The following is a 15,659-nucleotide window of genomic DNA, read 5'->3' as shown; positions in this document are numbered from 1 at the left end:
TCCAAAGGAAACATCCTTTGGTTGATGGCGGGGTTAATGCCCCGACATCAATGTATTTTTTTATTATTGTAATTCTACTCTACAATAAAATTCAAAATTGTAAATGATAATCAAGATTCCCCTGCCAAAATTAACGGCCCTCTCTCAATGCTGCCAACAGGTCAAAGAGCCGGCTGATTGCTTTTTGTATCACATTGATCTGCGATTGTATATAATCCAAATTTGAACAAACGCCGTTGGGACAAACCTGATCAGCGCTATCGATATCATAATCGCTGCTATTGGCGCCGGATTCGGAACATTCTCCGGTACAACTGGCGGCGGAACAAGAACCCGAGGAACAAATCTGGCCGGAGGAGCAAGGGGTTGGCAAAGACCATTCCAGACAGCTGTCGGTATCGTAATTGCCGCAGGTCTGGACGCCGTTGCCGCTGCATTGCTTGGCGCCGGATTCGGAACATTCTCCGGTACAACTGGCGGCGGAACAAGAACCCGAGGAACAAATCTGGCCGGAGGAGCAAGGGGTTGGCAAAGACCATTCCAGACAGCTGTCGGTATCGTAATTGCCGCAGGTCTGGACGCCGTTGCCGCTGCATTGCTTGGTACCGGAAGCGCAATCATTGGCGCACGCGGCAACGCAAACGCCCTGGGAGCAGGTCTGGCCGGAAGCGCAATTAACCGCCGCGCTCCATTCCAGACAGCTGTCGGTATCGTAATTGCCGCAGGTCTGGACGCCGTTGCCGCTGCATTGCTTGGTACCGGATTCGGAACATTCTCCGGTACAACTGGCGGCGGAACAAGAACCCGAGGAACAAATCTGGCCGGAGGAGCAAGGGGTTGGCAAAGACCATTCCAGACAGCTGTCGGTATCGTAATTGCCGCAGGTCTGGACGCCGTTGCCGCTGCATTGCTTGGTACCGGAAGCGCAATCATTGGCGCACACGGCAACACGGGCGGACTCAACCACCGACCAGATTGGATTGCTCCATAATGATTTACCCGCCGAATCCGTGGCTTCCATACGGTAATAAGCGGCATCCTTTATTGTTTGAGGAAACTCAAACGAACACTGTTGAGCTTTTGGGCAATCAGTTTTATTATAAATCACCGCTCCGTTTTTAATGATTTTGATATTTTTAACGAAAGCGTTTGAGGCACTGGCAACCACGCCGGCTTTGAATTTTCCTTTACCGCATTCAATGGTTCCAATGGTTTGGCCCATATTGTAAGTTGTGCCATTGTCGCATTTAAATGAAAACGCGTCGCTATTCATACTTGGCCCGGTAGAAGAATAAAAGTATCCCTGATTGACCGCGTTTAGAAACGCTTCTTTTGACAATTCCGCCACATACGCCTGTATCCATTTTTTCCCCGCCGCCGCCGCGCTGTGCGCGTCGTCGCCAAGAATTCCAAAAACTTTTCTGTCAAGCTTGGACTTCAGAACCTCGTCCCACCACGCGACAGATGTAGTGGCGCTAATTTCCATCGCGGTATAATCAAAACTCTTTAATTCGGGAAGCGTCCAATATGTTTCATTGTCCGCCAACTTGAATCCTTTGTGATCATAAAGCGGATTTTTTGAGCTTGGATGGGCAATAACCGCAAAACCTCCTTGAGATATCGTCGAACTGAAAGCTTTCTTGATATTATCCGCGTTATCATCGAAATTTGTCCATGGTTTTTTTCCTCCCACCAATAAGGCATGATGAGCATGATCGCCGAAAACTCCAATGCCGGGAGTCAGCTCTTCGCCGCTGATGCACAAAAACTTGTTCGCCGGATCGCTGTAAGAATCGCAAGGCGTAAAAGGATTGACCCGATTTACAAAATAACCTTGAGTCAAACTGCTTGTTTTTGTTCCATCATAGGAATTATGATCGGTGATCACCAGCAAATTATATCCCTTTGATTTGTAAGCATCAACCATTTCCGCCAAAGTGTTTCGCCCATCGGACCCGTAACCATTAGTATTATCCCATGCCGTATGGGTGTGGGTGTTTACCTTGATAAAATAACCGCTGGCGGCATCGGCATTCAGCGCCGAAAACCCAAAAAAAACCAACGATAGCAAAAACAGCGAGCGCATAAATAAAATCATCTTATTCCTTTGAATTACGAAATCAATCCCACTACAAAATTTTATTTTGGGTTGTGCCGTTGAAAAAAATTTTCAACATACTTTTTGCCAAGTATATTTCAAAATTTTTTCCGACGCGATTCCAATTCAAAATTTTTCACTGCGGACCAATCCCATAATTTAAAGTAATTACCTCCATCTTTACTTTATAATAAGGCCACGGATTGTAAAGGTAATTTCAAGCAACGATTCGCCGGGGACGGGATTTCAAGGGTCTATCCCTCGTTAATCTCGGGACAAGCTTCGGGACGGGCAGCAAGAATAGACCCTTTTGAAATACGAAAACCCGCATCCCGGCGAACGGTCACAATTTCAATTCCGAAAGCGCGATATCCATGCCGATGGGGCGGTCGGGAATGATATGGCGAGAAGTTTTTTGAGGCAACAGCTTGCCGGATAAGCCGGCGGCAAGAACTTCTTTTTTGCTGATTTTTTCACCCTCGCGCCAGCAGGAAACGCCGATCTCCGGGGCTTGATAATCAACCAAACAGCACGGAATAAAATTACAACCCAGCAGTTTCAACAAATTATAACGATGATGGCCGTCCAAAATCACCATCGTATCTTTGTCGACGATTATCGGATTTTTGAGGCATCGGTCTTTTTTGATTTGAGCCAGCAAGTTTCGCGAATGAATCGGGCAAATTTCTTCGTGGGGTTTCAACAAACCGGCGGCAATGTTTTTGATTTGATATTTGGGCATTGTGTGAATAAAATTAAAAACCGCTCCCGGGCGGCGATGAATAAACTTTGAATATTGAACTTTGAGTTTCACGCTTTACGCTTTACATTCACAAAACGCCGCTTTTTGATAAAAGTGAAGCCGCGGCAACAAAAATCTTGATTGATCAAAATTTCCATATTTATTTAAACCAAATCTTTTAATTGATCTTTATCAATTCCCGCCTCATGCAAAATTGACATCAATGTTCCTTTCGGCAAATCTTTCGTATGGCAAGGCACGATTATCCTTCTTTTGTCAGTCGGACGATTCAAAATAACATGACTGCCCGAAACGCGACTCACCGCAAAGCCGGATTTCTCCAATATGCTTATCAGCTTTTTCGGGGTAATCGCGGGTAGTTTGGCCATATTAGACGGAAACGATTTCCAAAGACGAGATCAAATAATCCCTGCCATTGGGAATTTCATCTTTATGCGCCTTTAAATCTTCTATGTATAATTCAATCGCTTCTTTTGCCATTCGCCGCGCTTCGTCTAAATCCTTGCCATAGGTGACGCACCCGGGCAATGCCGGCACCAACACCGTAAAACCGCCCTCCGGCTCGGGCCGCAAAATAATATTATAATGCAACATCTGTTTCATATTTTGAATTTAACACTTTTAACCAGCTTGTCAAAAGCAAGCGCCCCCTTGCGGGGGCGTTTGCGCCAATCAATGATAATTTATCAATGATTATTTCTCTAATAACCCATATCCATTCCTCCCATGCCGCCGCCCATTCCGGGCATGCCGCCGGGCATCGGATTTTCCTTTTTGGGTTTTTCAATCACCATCGCTTCGGTGGTCAGAAGAACCGAAGCCGCGCTGGCCGCGTTCTGAATGGTCGCCCGCACCACTTTGGTGGGATCAACCACGCCAGCCGCCAGCATATCCTCATATATCATTTTGGCCGCGTTGAATCCGACCGCGCCGTTGCTTTGGCGAATCTTTTCGATCACCACCGCGCCCTCCACGCCCGCGTTATTGGCGATCTGGCGGATCGGCTCCTCCAGCGCGCGGCGCAAAATATTGATACCGATGGCTTCCTCGCCATCCACATGGACTTTGTCCAAAGCTTTGACGCAATTCAACAATGCCGTGCCGCCGCCGGGAACAATGCCTTCTTCCACGGCCGCGCGCGTCGCGTTCAAAGCATCCTCGGTTTTGTGCTGGCGGGCTTTTTGCTCAATTTCCGTGGCCGCGCCAACTTTGATCACCGCCACGCCGCCGGAAAGCTTGGCCAAACGCTCCTGCAATTTTTCTTTGTCGAAATCCGATTCGGTCTTGGTGATCTCGTTTTTGATCTGCTTGACGCGGGCGTCAATCAAATCCTTGTCGCCTTTGCCTTCCACGATCACGGTCTTATCTTTTCCCGCGACCACGCGGCGCGCCGACCCCAGATCCTTGATCGTTACATTTTCCAATTTCATCCCCAGTTGTTCGGAAACCACCGTCGCGCCGGTTACCGCGGCGATATCGGCCAGCATTTCTTTCTTGCGATCGCCGAATCCCGGAGCCTTCACCGCCAAAGCGTTGAAAATTCCCCGCAATTTGTTGACCACCAAAGTCGCCAGCGCGTCGCCCTCGACTTCATCGGCGATAATAACCAATTCTTTTTTACCGGCTTGGACAATCTTTTCCAAAATCGGCAAGAGTTCGGGCAAAGACGCAATCTTTTTTTCAGTGATCAAAATATACGGATCTTCAAGCGCCGCTTCCATGCGTTCGGTATCGGTCACCATATACGCGGACAAGTAACCGCGGTCAAACTGCAAACCCTTGACAATCTCCTTGCGGATATCAAGATTTTTTGATTCCTCGATCGTCACCACGCCATCCTTGCCGACCTCTTGCATCACTTCGGCGATCAAATTACCAAGCTCCGCGCTCTCCGCCGAAATCGTGGCCACCTGCGCCATTTCTTCCTTTTTGGAAATCTGTTTGGACATTTGCTTCAAATTGGCCACTACCGCTTCCACGCCTTTATCAATGCCGCGCTTGATCGCCAGAGGGTTTGCCCCCGCGGTCACATTTTTCAAGCCCTCGCCGATGAGCGCTTGCGCCAAAACGCACGCGGTCGTGGTGCCGTCGCCGGCCATATCATTGGTTTTTTCGCTGGCTTCTTTAACAATCTGCGCCCCCAAATTTTCGGCGGCATCCTCCAGTTCGATTTCTTTGGCGATTGAAACGCCGTCATTGGTAATCACCGGCGAACCGTAAGACTTGCCCAAAACCACATTGCGGCCTTTGGGACCCAAAGTCACTTTCACCGCGTTGGCCAATTTGTCGGAACCGATCTTCAATTTTTTACGAGCCACTTCGGAATAAATTATTTCTTTAGCCACAGTAGTTAATGTAAAATTGAAAAATCAAAATGGAAAATGACAATGTAAAAATTATAAATTTTACATTTTTAATTGTCATTTTGATCTTTAATATTTACATTTTTAATTTTCTTCGATTATCGCAAGTATATCGTCTTCTTTGGCGATCAAATATTCTTTGCCGTCGACTTTGATTTCGTTGGGGCCGTATTTTGAAAACAAAACTTTCTGGCCCACTTTTATTGAAACAGGGATTATTTCGCCCTTTTTATTTTTTTTGCCCGGACCCGCGGCAATCACCTTGCCCTGTTCGGGCCGTTCCTTTGAAGCGGTTTCCGGTAAAAATATGCCTGATTTGGTTTTTTCTTCGCCTTTGATCGATTCGATCAATATATTATCGGCGCACGGAGATATTTTCATAATTCTGGATAATTTTCAATTTCCAATTATCAATTTTCGATGAATGTTCCAAATTCCAATATTACAAACAAAATTTAAATTGGCATTCTGTTTGATTCATTGAAAATAAGCAAAGCTTGATTTCGCTACGCTCAATTTGGAAATTCATTGTCCGCCGGAGGCGGATCCGTCCTTTGGCGGGAAAATTGGAGTTTGAAAATTGAAAATTGTTTTAATGTTTGCGATTATCAATCGCGACCTTCGACTGATAATCCGTACTATCTATGTATAATTTCCCAAATTGTTTGTCAAATTCTTGTCAAAATGATTTACATTTTTTATTGCCAATTCAGTAGGGTTTGGTAGAATGGAAGAATGATACGGAATTCAAAATACAGTTTGCCGAGGTCGCACCCCTGCTACGCCAAGCTTCGCAGGGGAACGACCTCAATTCAAATTAAATGTTGGGAAAATTGATCGCTTACACAATCGGAAGCGGGATGGGACTGTATGTCGCGGCGCGGTTCGTGCCAAACATTGAATATAGCGGCGAATGGCAAATTTTGCTGTTTGCCGGATTTTGCATCGCCCTGCTGAATCTGGCAATCGCGCCGATCTTGAAATTGTTGTCGCTGCCCCTGCGAATCTTGACTTTAAATTTATTTAGTTTAGTAATAGATATGTCAATGGTTTGGCTGGCCGACGCCCTGGTGCCGGAATTGCGCATTCAAGGAATTTGGCCGCTTTTGGCCGCGACCCTGACAATAATGATATTTAATTCTATTTTATGGACAATATTATCGCCATCGTTCAAATCGTGATTTCCGCGGCCATCATCGGCTTGGTTTTACTGCAACAGCGCGGCGGCGCGGGCTTGGGTTCGGCGTTCGGACAATCCAGCGGCGCTTATTCGACCCAGCGCGGCATCCAAAAAAAGATATTCCGCGCCACCATCGCCCTGGCGGTCGTTTTCATCGGCTTGGCAATCTACAACCTGTTCCAAAAATAATTTTCAAACTCCAATTTTCAATGATTCAATATATCAAACGAAATGCGAATTTGTATTTTGTTTGAAAATTGTCCGCCGGAGGCGGACCCGTCCTTTGGCGGAAAAATTGAAAATTGCGAAGCGAATTAATGAAGTTTCCTTCGCTCGTTCAATGGAAGCAATTTTTTAAAATCCTCTCCCGCAAAGAAAAACCGGCGTTTTTTATTTTTGCGTTTTTGGCGGTTGCTTCGGCGATAACTTTAACCGCGGCCTTGTACGCCAACCGCACAATGACTGTCGCCGCCGATAACGGCAGTTACATCGAAGGCATTGTGGGCCAACCGCGTTTTTTGAATCCGGTCTATTCGGATTCATACAGCGCCGACCAGGATATCGCGCGCCTGCTTTTTGCCGGATTGCTGGAATACGATTCAAACGGCCGAATCACGAGCGGATTGGCCGACTATAATATCTCCGATGATGGCAAAACCTATGAATTCACATTAAAAGACAACCTTTATTGGTCCGACGGCGCGCCGATTACCAGCGAAGACGCGATTTATACCATCAAAACCATCCAGGACCCGGCCTATAAAAGTCCTTTGCGGCCGCAATGGATCGGCGTGGAAACCGAAAAAATTTCCGACACCGGCTTCCGCCTCAAATTGAAAAATCCTTACGCTTCTTTCTTGGAAAATTGCACTCTCAAGCTCATTCCCTCGCATATTTGGACCGCCGCCAATTCGGATAATTTTCCGCTTTCGCCGTTCAATCTGAATCCGGTAGTTTCCGGAGCATACCTCGTTAAAAAACTGAATCTTGCCAAAGACGGCCAGGCCACATCAATCGAATTGGAAAGAAATCCCAAATTTTACGGCCAAAAATCGAACCTGCAAAAGATAACCTTTGTTTTCTTTGACAATTACGCCGATCTGGTCTCGGCCTTTAAGCGCGGGCGCGTGCAAGGCTTCGTCCCTTCCGCGGATATCGGCGTCTCCGGACTGGCGGGCGCGAATTCTTTCAATTATTCAATGCCGCGCTATTTCGCGATATTTTTCAACCCCGACGCCAACAAAGTTCTTGAAGACGCGCAGGTGCGCGCGGCATTGGCTTACGCCACCGATAAAAACGAGATACTGACCAATGCCTTGGGCGGCAAAGGCGCAACCGTTGATTCGCCCGTGCCAACGGATATATATTCTCTCGCGGCTCCGGCAACAGTTTATGATTACGACATTCAAAAAGCGAACCAAATCCTTGACGATGCCGGCTACAAACAGGGATCGGACGGTTTGCGGGCGAAAAACACCAGCCGGCAACCGGCATTTCAATTCAACAAAACGCTGGTAAAAGGAACGAACTTGAACTCCGATGTAAAAGAACTGCAAAAATGCCTGGCCCGCGAAGTAATGCCCTCTTTGGAAGCCAACGGCAATTTCGGCGATCAAACCTTGGAAGCGGTTAAATTATTCCAAGAAAAATACCGCGCCGACATTCTTGATCCGCAAAAGATCGAGAAAGCCACCGGCGAAGTCAAGCTTGCCACGCGCGAGAAATTAAACGCGGTTTGTTTCCCTTCGGGCAACACAACCGCGCAATTAAACATAACCTTAACTATCGCCAAACAAGAGCCGTTCAACGCGGTGGCCCAAATCATCAAAAACCAATGGGCCAAAATTGGCGTAACCGTGAATATCAACGCGGTGGATATTGCCAATATCGAACGCGACAGCGTCAAACCGCGCGCCTACGAAGCCTTGCTTTTCGGACAAGCGCTGGGCACGATCCCCGACCCGTACCCTTTCTGGCATTCCAGCCAAAAAGCCGATCCGGGATTAAATTTCGCGCAATACGAAAACAAAGACGCCGATAAGCTTCTGGAAGAAATACGCGGCCTAACCGACCAAAACGCGCGCGAAGAGAAACTGCGTATTTTCCAGGATATGATAGCCAAAGAAGAACCCGCGATATTCCTTTACAATCCAAGTTATATTTTCATCGCTTCCAAAGATGTCAAAGGAGTGAAAACCGGCATCATCACCGGCCCGGGCCAACGCTTCGCCGGCATCGCCGACTGGTATACCGACACAAAAAGGATTTGGAAATAGTTGCAAATTCTTTAAAATATGTTATTATCAAATAATTCAAATCAGCCGAGAATCGCGGTTGAAAAAATCTCAAAGATTGATTCCCCTTCATAAGGGAAACTTGCGTTGCGAAAAAACAATATGCAAAAACAAAACAATACCGGAGATAAAATAACGAAAGTGGTAATCCCGGCCGCGGGTTGGGGCACCCGTTTTTTGCCCGCCACCAAAGCAATGCCCAAAGAAATGTTGCCGATCATCGATAAACCGGTGATTCAATATGTGGTCGAAGAAGCGGTCGCCAGCGGCATTAAAGATGTGATTCTTATCACCGGATGGCAAAAGCGAGCCATCGAAGACCATTTTGACCGATCAAGCGATCTGGAAAGATTTTTGGAAACTCAAGGCAAAACCAAAGCTTTGCAAACGATTAAAGACATCGCCGGATTGGCAAACTTTTTATATATCCGGCAAAAGAGCGATTACTACGGCAACGCCATGCCGGTGTTGGCCGCAAAACCGGTCATCAGCGGCGAATATTTCGCGGTGATGTGGGGAGACGAATTTATCACGGCCAATCCTCCCCGCCTGCGGCAAATCATCGATGTGCACGAAAAATACGGCGGCGGAGTTATTTCCGGAGTCCGCATCGAATCCAAAGACGATGTAACCCGCTATGGCATCGCGGATATGGAAAAAGTTGAAGACGGTATTTTCCGAATTAAAAAAATCGTGGAAAAACCCTTGCCCGAAGAAGCGCCTTCCAATCTGGCCACCCACGGCGCCTACATTCTTCCTCCGCAAGTTTTTGGCATCATTGAAAATCTTCAACCGTCAAAAGGCGGCGAAATCTGGCTGGTGGACGCGATCAACAAACTGATACAAGAAGGCTATCCGATGTACGCCTGCGAAATCAAAAACGGAAAATACTATGACACCGGCAACAAGACCGAATACCTAAAAACCGTGATTGAGTTCGCCCTCAACCACCCGGATTATTCGGAAGACATCCGGGAATACATCAAGAACCTGAAGCTCAATTAATTTTCAATTTACAATTTTTAATTTTCATTGAATTTTCAAATTGAGCAAAACGAAATCAAGCTTTGCTTATGATTCAATAAGGCAAACGAAACGCGTTATTCGCATTTGTTTGAAAATTGAAAATTGTTTATTGAAAATTCCTTCGCCTTCGGGCGAAGGGCTCTCGCGGGCATGGCGGAATTGGCAGACGCGCACGGTTCAGGGCCGTGTGAGTAACATCATGGAGGTTCAACCCCTCCTGCCCGCACCACGCTAAGCGTTGCGCAAAGGACACAAAATGTCCCGCGCAACATTCGGTATTATTCCATAAAAGACGCCGATTGTCTTTGGAAAACTTCCTTAATACCAATTCTCGCGCAGAACTTAGTATAATTAAAAAGATAAGCGGTTTCCGCGAAACGCAATGCACTCATCGCGCCCGCGAAACGCCAATCTTTAACATTTTAGAAATGGATTTCTCACAAAATTCCGTTAACTCGGATAATTTATCAAACGGCCGAAACAATCCGGCCAACCAAAGAGCGCGCGGCCAAAACCGCCCGCCGATGCCGCCGAAGAAACAAAAACTTCCCGCCAACGAGCTTGACGGCGCGCTTGAAAGAATACTAAAACAGACTTCCGTCGCGCCGCGGCGGCAACAAGCCGAAAACGCTTCCCAAAACGACACGGTATTCGCGCCAAAAGAAACCGAACCGGTTTTAAAACGCAACCCGCGGCAAAACCGGAATCGTGATTCTCGAAGGCGGCGATTCGCGCCGCGGCAAATTCAACCGGGCGGCAATTTGCCTCCGACGCCTCTCCGGCCCGCCGGCGGCAAAACTCTGCGCGTTATTCCTCTGGGAGGGTTGGGAGAAGTCGGCCGCAATATGACATTGCTGGAATACGAGAACTCAATTTTGATTTTGGACATGGGATTCAGAATGCCCGGCGAAGATATGCCCGGGATCGACTATATCATTCCCAATATCGATTATCTGAAAAACAAAACGAAAAATATTGTCGGCGTTGTTTTCACGCATGGCCATTATGACCATATCGGCGCCGTGCCCTACATCATCGATAAAATCTGGCATCCGGGATTGAGGATGATCGCCTCTCCGCTCACCAAAGCGATCATTATGAAACGCCAAGACGATTTCCCCGGTTTGCCAAAAATGGATATTGAAGAAGCTCATGACGGCACGCGCGCGACGCTCGGGCCATTCACCGTGGAATTTTTCCGGCTGAACCACAACATCCCCGACAATTTCGGGATATTCGTGCAAACGCCCGTGGGCAATATTATCGATACTTCCGACTTCAAGTTCGACAGCAACCCGGTGAACGAAAAACCCACCGACTTCAAACGCCTGCGGGATATCGGAAACCGCCGCATATTGCTTCTGCTTTCCGATTCAACCGGCGCCGAAGAACCGGGCCATTCGTTGTCGGAAAAGGAAATTTTCGAAAATCTGGAAAAGATATTTCAAGAATCAAAAGGCAGGATCATCGCGGCCACTTTCGGATCCCTGCTAAACCGCATCCAGCAGCTTATTTTTCTTTCGGAAAAATACGGGCGCAAAGTTGCCATTGACGGTTATTCAATGAAAAACAATGTCGAAGTTTGCCGCCAATTAAAATACATCCACGCCAATAAAAATACTTTTATCCAGCTAGGCGAAGTCGACAACTATCCCGACGACCGGTCAACCGTGATCTGCACCGGCGCCCAAGGCGAAGCCGACGCGGTATTGATGAAAATCGTCAATCGCGAACATCGCTTTCTGCGCTTCAGAAAAGGCGATTCGGTGATCTTCTCGTCTTCGGTGATTCCCGGCAACGAACGCACGGTACAAAATCTGAAAGACGAAATTTTGCGCCAAGGCGTCAAAGTATACCATTATAAAATGATGGATATTCATGCCGGCGGCCATGCCCAACAGGAAGAATTGACGGAGATGATGCGCATTATGCGGCCCAAATTCTTTATGCCGATCCACGGCCAATATTCGATGCTGGTGGCCAATACCGATCTTGCGCGTTCGGTGGGAATTCCCGACAATTGTATCGTAATCGCGGAAAACGGCCAAGTGGTCACGGTAGACCCGCGCCAGATAATCCTTGAAAAAGAAAATGTCCCGGCCTCGTATATTATGGTCGACGGTTTGGGAGTGGGAGATATCGGCGAAGTGGTTTTACGCGACCGGCAAGTGCTGGCGCATGACGGTATGTTCGTGATCGTAACCGTCATCGACCGGCTCACCGGCAAAGTAAAAGGATCTCCCGATATCATTTCGCGCGGCTTTGTTTATCTGCGCGAATCAAAAGACCTGCTGAAAGAAACTCGGCGCAAAACCGTGGAAATCATCGATAAAGCCACCAGTGCCAACGGCGCGGTAAATTGGAGCTATGTCAAAGACGATATCCGCAACAAGATCGGCGATTTTCTGTTCACGCGGACGGAAAGAAGGCCGATGATTTTACCGGTCATCATTGAAATCTAAAATCATAATTTTCAATTTACAATTTTCAATTTAGAATCAATTTCCAATGAATCAATTTCCAAACGAAATGCCGCGCATCCCGTTTGATTCATTGAAACATTGAATCATTCATTGAAAATTGGATCTTGAAAATTGAAAATTGTTATGAGAATTTTTTCCGGCATTCGCCCCACGGGCGACATTCATTTGGGAAACTATCTGGGCGCGATCAGGCAATGGATCGATTTGCAAAATCAAGCCGAATCGATATTTTGCGTGGTTGACTTGCACGCGATAACCACGCCTTTTGATCCGCGAAAATTGCAATCCCGGATATTCGAATTGGCCGTGGATTATCTGGCGGTCGGGTTGAATCCCGACAAATGCGTTTTGTTCACGCAATCCGCGGTCAAAGAACATTGCGAATTGGCATGGCTCTTGGGAACCGTGACGCCCATGGGCGAATTAAAGCGGATGACGCAATTCAAAGACAAATCAAAACAGCATCCCGAGTATGTAAACGCCGGATTGTTCAATTATCCTTTGCTGATGGCCGCCGACATCCTGCTTTATAAAACCGACGGGGTGCCGATCGGCAAAGACCAGCAACAGCATGTTGAATTAACCCGCGCGATCGCGCGTTATTTCAACAACCAATTCGGAAAAATTTTAAAGGAACCGCAATCAATAATTCCCGAAACCGGAGCCAAAGTAATGTCGCTGGCCGAGCCGGAAAAGAAAATGTCCAAGACCGGCAATCCCAAAGGATGCATCGGCCTGTTCGAGGAACCCGAATCAATCCGGAAGAAAATAACAAGCGCGGTTACCGACACCGAAAAAGTTATTAAATTCGACTCCAAGAAAAAGCCGGGGATTTCAAACCTTTTGGCGATCAACGCGCTGATACGGAATTTACCGGTAAGCCGGCTGGAACAGGAATTTAAAGGAAAAAGCTATTCCGAATTCAAAAAAATAACCGCGCAAACGCTGATTGATTATTTGGAGCCGCTGCGCCGCAAGCGCAACGAGCTGATGACGCGCCAAGTTTATATAAACGACATATTAAAAAAAGGCGCGGCAAAAGCGCAAACTCTCGCCAGCGAAACCATGCACGAAGTAAAAACCGCCATGGGTTTAATATCTTAATCAAAAAACGCCCTCAAACCGGGCGTTTCTCATAACCAACAGTCTAACAGGGGTTGAACCCCTGTGGCTTATTTTTCAATCAATTTCAATGTTTGGTAATCTTTTTCGGTGATGGGAATGCCGCAATTTTTAAATATCGGCAGGGCAGTTTGCTCGATTTCGCGCAGGGCTTCGGAGGTTTCGCCTTCAAATTTGCATTTGATCACCGGCGCGGTGTTAGAGCATCTTGCCAGCGCCCAGCCATGTTCAAAATTTATGCGCGCACCGTCAACATCGATAAAATCATAATCATTGTCGCGCAGATATTTTTGCAAATTGGCGATTACGCCGAATTTCACATCATCGGCGCAATCGACATTCAATTCCGGACTCGCGCTATAACGCGGCAGTGAATCGACATACGCGGCAAAATCCGGCTGATCGGCGGCGACTTGCGCCAATTTAATGGAAGCGAAAATCGCATCGTCCACCAAATAATAATCCTGCGGAAACGCATAGTGAAAAGTTATTTCGCCGCCAAAAACCGCGTTGAATTTTTTTACATTTTCGCGAATGGCATTATGGTGCGAAACCGAAAACATTGTGGTCGCGCCAAGGCGATTCATATCGTCAATAAGCGCTTTGGAAGCGCGCATGCAATGCACCACCAGCCCGTTTTTCCGCGCCACGGCCTGCCGCGCCAAAATCAACAAAGTGTCATCGCCATTGGCCGCCCGACCGCGATTGTCGATAATACCCACCCGATCGCCGTCCGTATCATATATAAAACCCATATCGGCGCCGGTTTCCAAAACCCTGGCTTCCAAATCTTTGCGATTGGCTTCTACATACGGATCGGGTAAATGATGCGGGAAGGTTCCGTCAAAATCGGCGTACATTGTTTCCACATGGCAACCAAGACGCTTGAAAACTTTTTCCGGCAAGTAACCGCACGCGCCATTGCCGGTATCCAAAACAATTTTTAACGGTCGGCTGATTTTTATTCTTGAAGCAATATAATCAATATATTCTTGAGAGACATCGGTTTTGACAACTTTCCCCGTCGGATTTCCCGTTGCACCCTCTGTTTCCAAAGATTGCGCCAAGCATCTCAACTCCTGCAATGATTCACCCATCAGCTCCTCGCTGGCGACATCTGCGGTTTTTCTTGCATGGTAAGTCAGCCCGTTATGATGCGAAGGGTTATGCGACCCGGAAATCATCAAACCGCCATCATATTTATAATGAAATATGGAAAAATACCACAACGGATCCGGCGCGATATCCAAGTCAATCACTTCCATTCCCGCTTCTAAAAACGCTTTGCGGGCGGCATCGGCCAGCACCGGCGAACTGGGACGAGGATCGCGCGCCAAAACTACCTTGTGCAAAGCGGGGTAAAGCTCGCAAAATGCCTTGGTAGTCCAATAAACCGCGTTTTCATTCAACTCGTCGGGATAAGTACCGCGAATATCATAACCTCGAAAGATATTATCTTTAATCATAAGAATTTATTTTTATGTTATATTTTACCAAAAATACCGAGAGTGGCCAACATTGACTAATCCGAATTTTGTTGCTAATATATGCTTATAATCAAAGCCATCTCCGGCGACAACAAAAATACGCCGGACCCATTAACAGATGGCCGAAAAAAGCAATATGATGAAGCATTACGAGTTCACTTACCTGACCCGGCAGGATATGCCCGAGGATGAGGCCAAAAAGCTTCAAGATAAGTTGGTCGCGCTGATAACCGCCAAAAACGGCACTGTCACCGACCTGCCCAAATCCTATAAAAAAAGGCTGGCTTACCGCATTAAAAAACAAGATGCGGCCTATGTTAATACCATCCTATTTCAGAGCGAACCGGCGTTCGCGGTTGATTTTAAAAAAGAAACCGACACGATCCCCGAAATACTGCGCGGCTTGGTAATTTGGTATGACCCGGAAAAGCTGAAAAGAGAACCGCGGCGCGAACGGCCCGCGGCAAGAACCGCGTCCGCGGGAATCGAAACAACCGTAGCGCAAAGCTTCCCCGCGGCGGAAGAAAAAAAGGCGGAAAAACCCGCGGCGGAAATTGCGGAAAAAGAAATTAAAGAAACCAAGGAAGAAAAAATCGAAATTCCCAAAGAAGAAACCAAGGAAGAAAAACCCGCTTCCGAAGAAGCGAAACCCGCCAAACCCAAACGCCGGACAAAAATCAAAGCCGAATTGCGCGACATTGAGGAAAAACTGGACGAAATCCTAAAGTAAATTGTAAATTGAAAAATCAAAAATCAAAATTACAATTTAAAATGTGAAATGGGCAAATTTTAAAATTTAATAATTTTTAATTTTGCATTGTCATTTTTCATTTTGATTTTTAC

General features: G+C 47.0%; 14 protein-coding genes and 1 tRNA gene. 8 read left to right on the top strand and 7 right to left on the bottom strand.

Translation table 11 applies throughout. From position 1 onward, the window contains the following. Positions 1 to 130 precede the first annotated feature (130 nt). The 6 genes from L7H18_01250 to L7H18_01225 form a co-directional block, all read right to left on the bottom strand. On the bottom strand, positions 131 to 2,086 hold the full coding sequence (locus L7H18_01250; GenBank protein UMX48154.1) for a CehA/McbA family metallohydrolase: 1,956 nt from the start codon (positions 2,084 to 2,086) through the stop codon (positions 131 to 133). A gap of 355 nt (positions 2,087 to 2,441) precedes the next feature. Then, the gene (locus tag L7H18_01245; protein ID UMX48153.1) at positions 2,442 to 2,840 is read right to left on the bottom strand and encodes a ParB N-terminal domain-containing protein; all 399 of its coding nucleotides are present in this window, start codon (positions 2,838 to 2,840) and stop codon (positions 2,442 to 2,444) included. 164 nt (positions 2,841 to 3,004) lie between these two features. After that, positions 3,005 to 3,229 carry a type II toxin-antitoxin system HicA family toxin gene (locus L7H18_01240; GenBank protein UMX48152.1) on the bottom strand — a complete coding sequence of 75 codons (225 nt, stop codon included), beginning with the start codon at positions 3,227 to 3,229 and terminating at the stop codon, positions 3,005 to 3,007. Position 3,230: 1 nt separating this feature from the next. Beyond that, positions 3,231 to 3,464 (bottom strand): type II toxin-antitoxin system HicB family antitoxin, encoded by a 234-nt coding sequence (locus L7H18_01235; GenBank protein ID UMX48151.1) that lies wholly within the window; start codon positions 3,462 to 3,464, stop codon positions 3,231 to 3,233. Between the two features lie 98 nt (positions 3,465 to 3,562). Continuing rightward, the gene (gene groL, locus L7H18_01230) at positions 3,563 to 5,206 is read right to left on the bottom strand and encodes a chaperonin GroEL (protein UMX48150.1); all 1,644 of its coding nucleotides are present in this window, start codon (positions 5,204 to 5,206) and stop codon (positions 3,563 to 3,565) included. A gap of 102 nt (positions 5,207 to 5,308) precedes the next feature. Beyond that, positions 5,309 to 5,605, bottom strand: coding sequence for a co-chaperone GroES (locus tag L7H18_01225; protein UMX48149.1), 297 nt, complete (start codon positions 5,603 to 5,605; stop codon positions 5,309 to 5,311). A gap of 440 nt (positions 5,606 to 6,045) precedes the next feature. Here L7H18_01225 and L7H18_01220 point away from each other — a divergent pair, with 440 nt between their 5' ends. The 7 genes from L7H18_01220 to trpS all read left to right on the top strand — a co-directional run bounded on the left by L7H18_01220 (position 6,046) and on the right by trpS (position 13,311). Next, positions 6,046 to 6,405, top strand: a complete 360-nt coding sequence (locus L7H18_01220) for a phage holin family protein (GenBank protein ID UMX48148.1) — start codon at positions 6,046 to 6,048, stop codon at positions 6,403 to 6,405. Then, on the top strand, positions 6,372 to 6,593 hold the full coding sequence (gene secG / locus L7H18_01215) for a preprotein translocase subunit SecG (GenBank protein ID UMX48147.1): 222 nt from the start codon (positions 6,372 to 6,374) through the stop codon (positions 6,591 to 6,593). The genes L7H18_01220 and secG overlap by 34 nt, the downstream gene beginning before the upstream one ends. A gap of 128 nt (positions 6,594 to 6,721) precedes the next feature. Next, positions 6,722 to 8,680: a peptide ABC transporter substrate-binding protein gene (locus L7H18_01210; GenBank protein ID UMX48146.1), complete on the top strand. Its 1,959-nt coding sequence runs from the start codon at positions 6,722 to 6,724 to the stop codon at positions 8,678 to 8,680. A gap of 120 nt (positions 8,681 to 8,800) precedes the next feature. Beyond that, positions 8,801 to 9,703, top strand: a complete 903-nt coding sequence (locus tag L7H18_01205; protein UMX48145.1) for a UTP--glucose-1-phosphate uridylyltransferase — start codon at positions 8,801 to 8,803, stop codon at positions 9,701 to 9,703. Positions 9,704 to 9,868: 165 nt separating this feature from the next. Continuing rightward, positions 9,869 to 9,953: transfer RNA gene (locus tag L7H18_01200), tRNA-Leu, on the top strand. 199 nt (positions 9,954 to 10,152) lie between these two features. Further along, entirely contained in the window at positions 10,153 to 12,186 is a 2,034-nt protein-coding gene (locus L7H18_01195) for a ribonuclease J (protein ID UMX48144.1), read from the top strand. A gap of 144 nt (positions 12,187 to 12,330) precedes the next feature. Continuing rightward, positions 12,331 to 13,311 (top strand): tryptophan--tRNA ligase, encoded by a 981-nt coding sequence (gene trpS / locus L7H18_01190; protein UMX48143.1) that lies wholly within the window; start codon positions 12,331 to 12,333, stop codon positions 13,309 to 13,311. A 68-nt stretch (positions 13,312 to 13,379) separates the two neighbouring features. Here trpS and L7H18_01185 read toward each other — a convergent pair whose 3' ends face one another. Then, the gene (locus L7H18_01185) at positions 13,380 to 14,795 is read right to left on the bottom strand and encodes a phosphomannomutase/phosphoglucomutase (protein UMX48142.1); all 1,416 of its coding nucleotides are present in this window, start codon (positions 14,793 to 14,795) and stop codon (positions 13,380 to 13,382) included. A gap of 157 nt (positions 14,796 to 14,952) precedes the next feature. On the opposite strand from L7H18_01185, the gene rpsF reads away from it, so the two are divergent. Beyond that, positions 14,953 to 15,546 carry a 30S ribosomal protein S6 gene (rpsF, locus tag L7H18_01180; protein UMX48141.1) on the top strand — a complete coding sequence of 198 codons (594 nt, stop codon included), beginning with the start codon at positions 14,953 to 14,955 and terminating at the stop codon, positions 15,544 to 15,546. Positions 15,547 to 15,659 lie beyond the last annotated feature (113 nt).

The sequence above is a fragment of the Candidatus Nealsonbacteria bacterium DGGOD1a genome (genome assembly GCA_022530585.1).
Classification (GTDB): Bacteria; Patescibacteriota; Minisyncoccia; order Minisyncoccales; family UBA5738; genus UBA5738.
The sequence above is the reverse complement of the archived record's forward strand: the minus strand, read 5'-3'. Positions and strand labels throughout refer to the sequence as shown.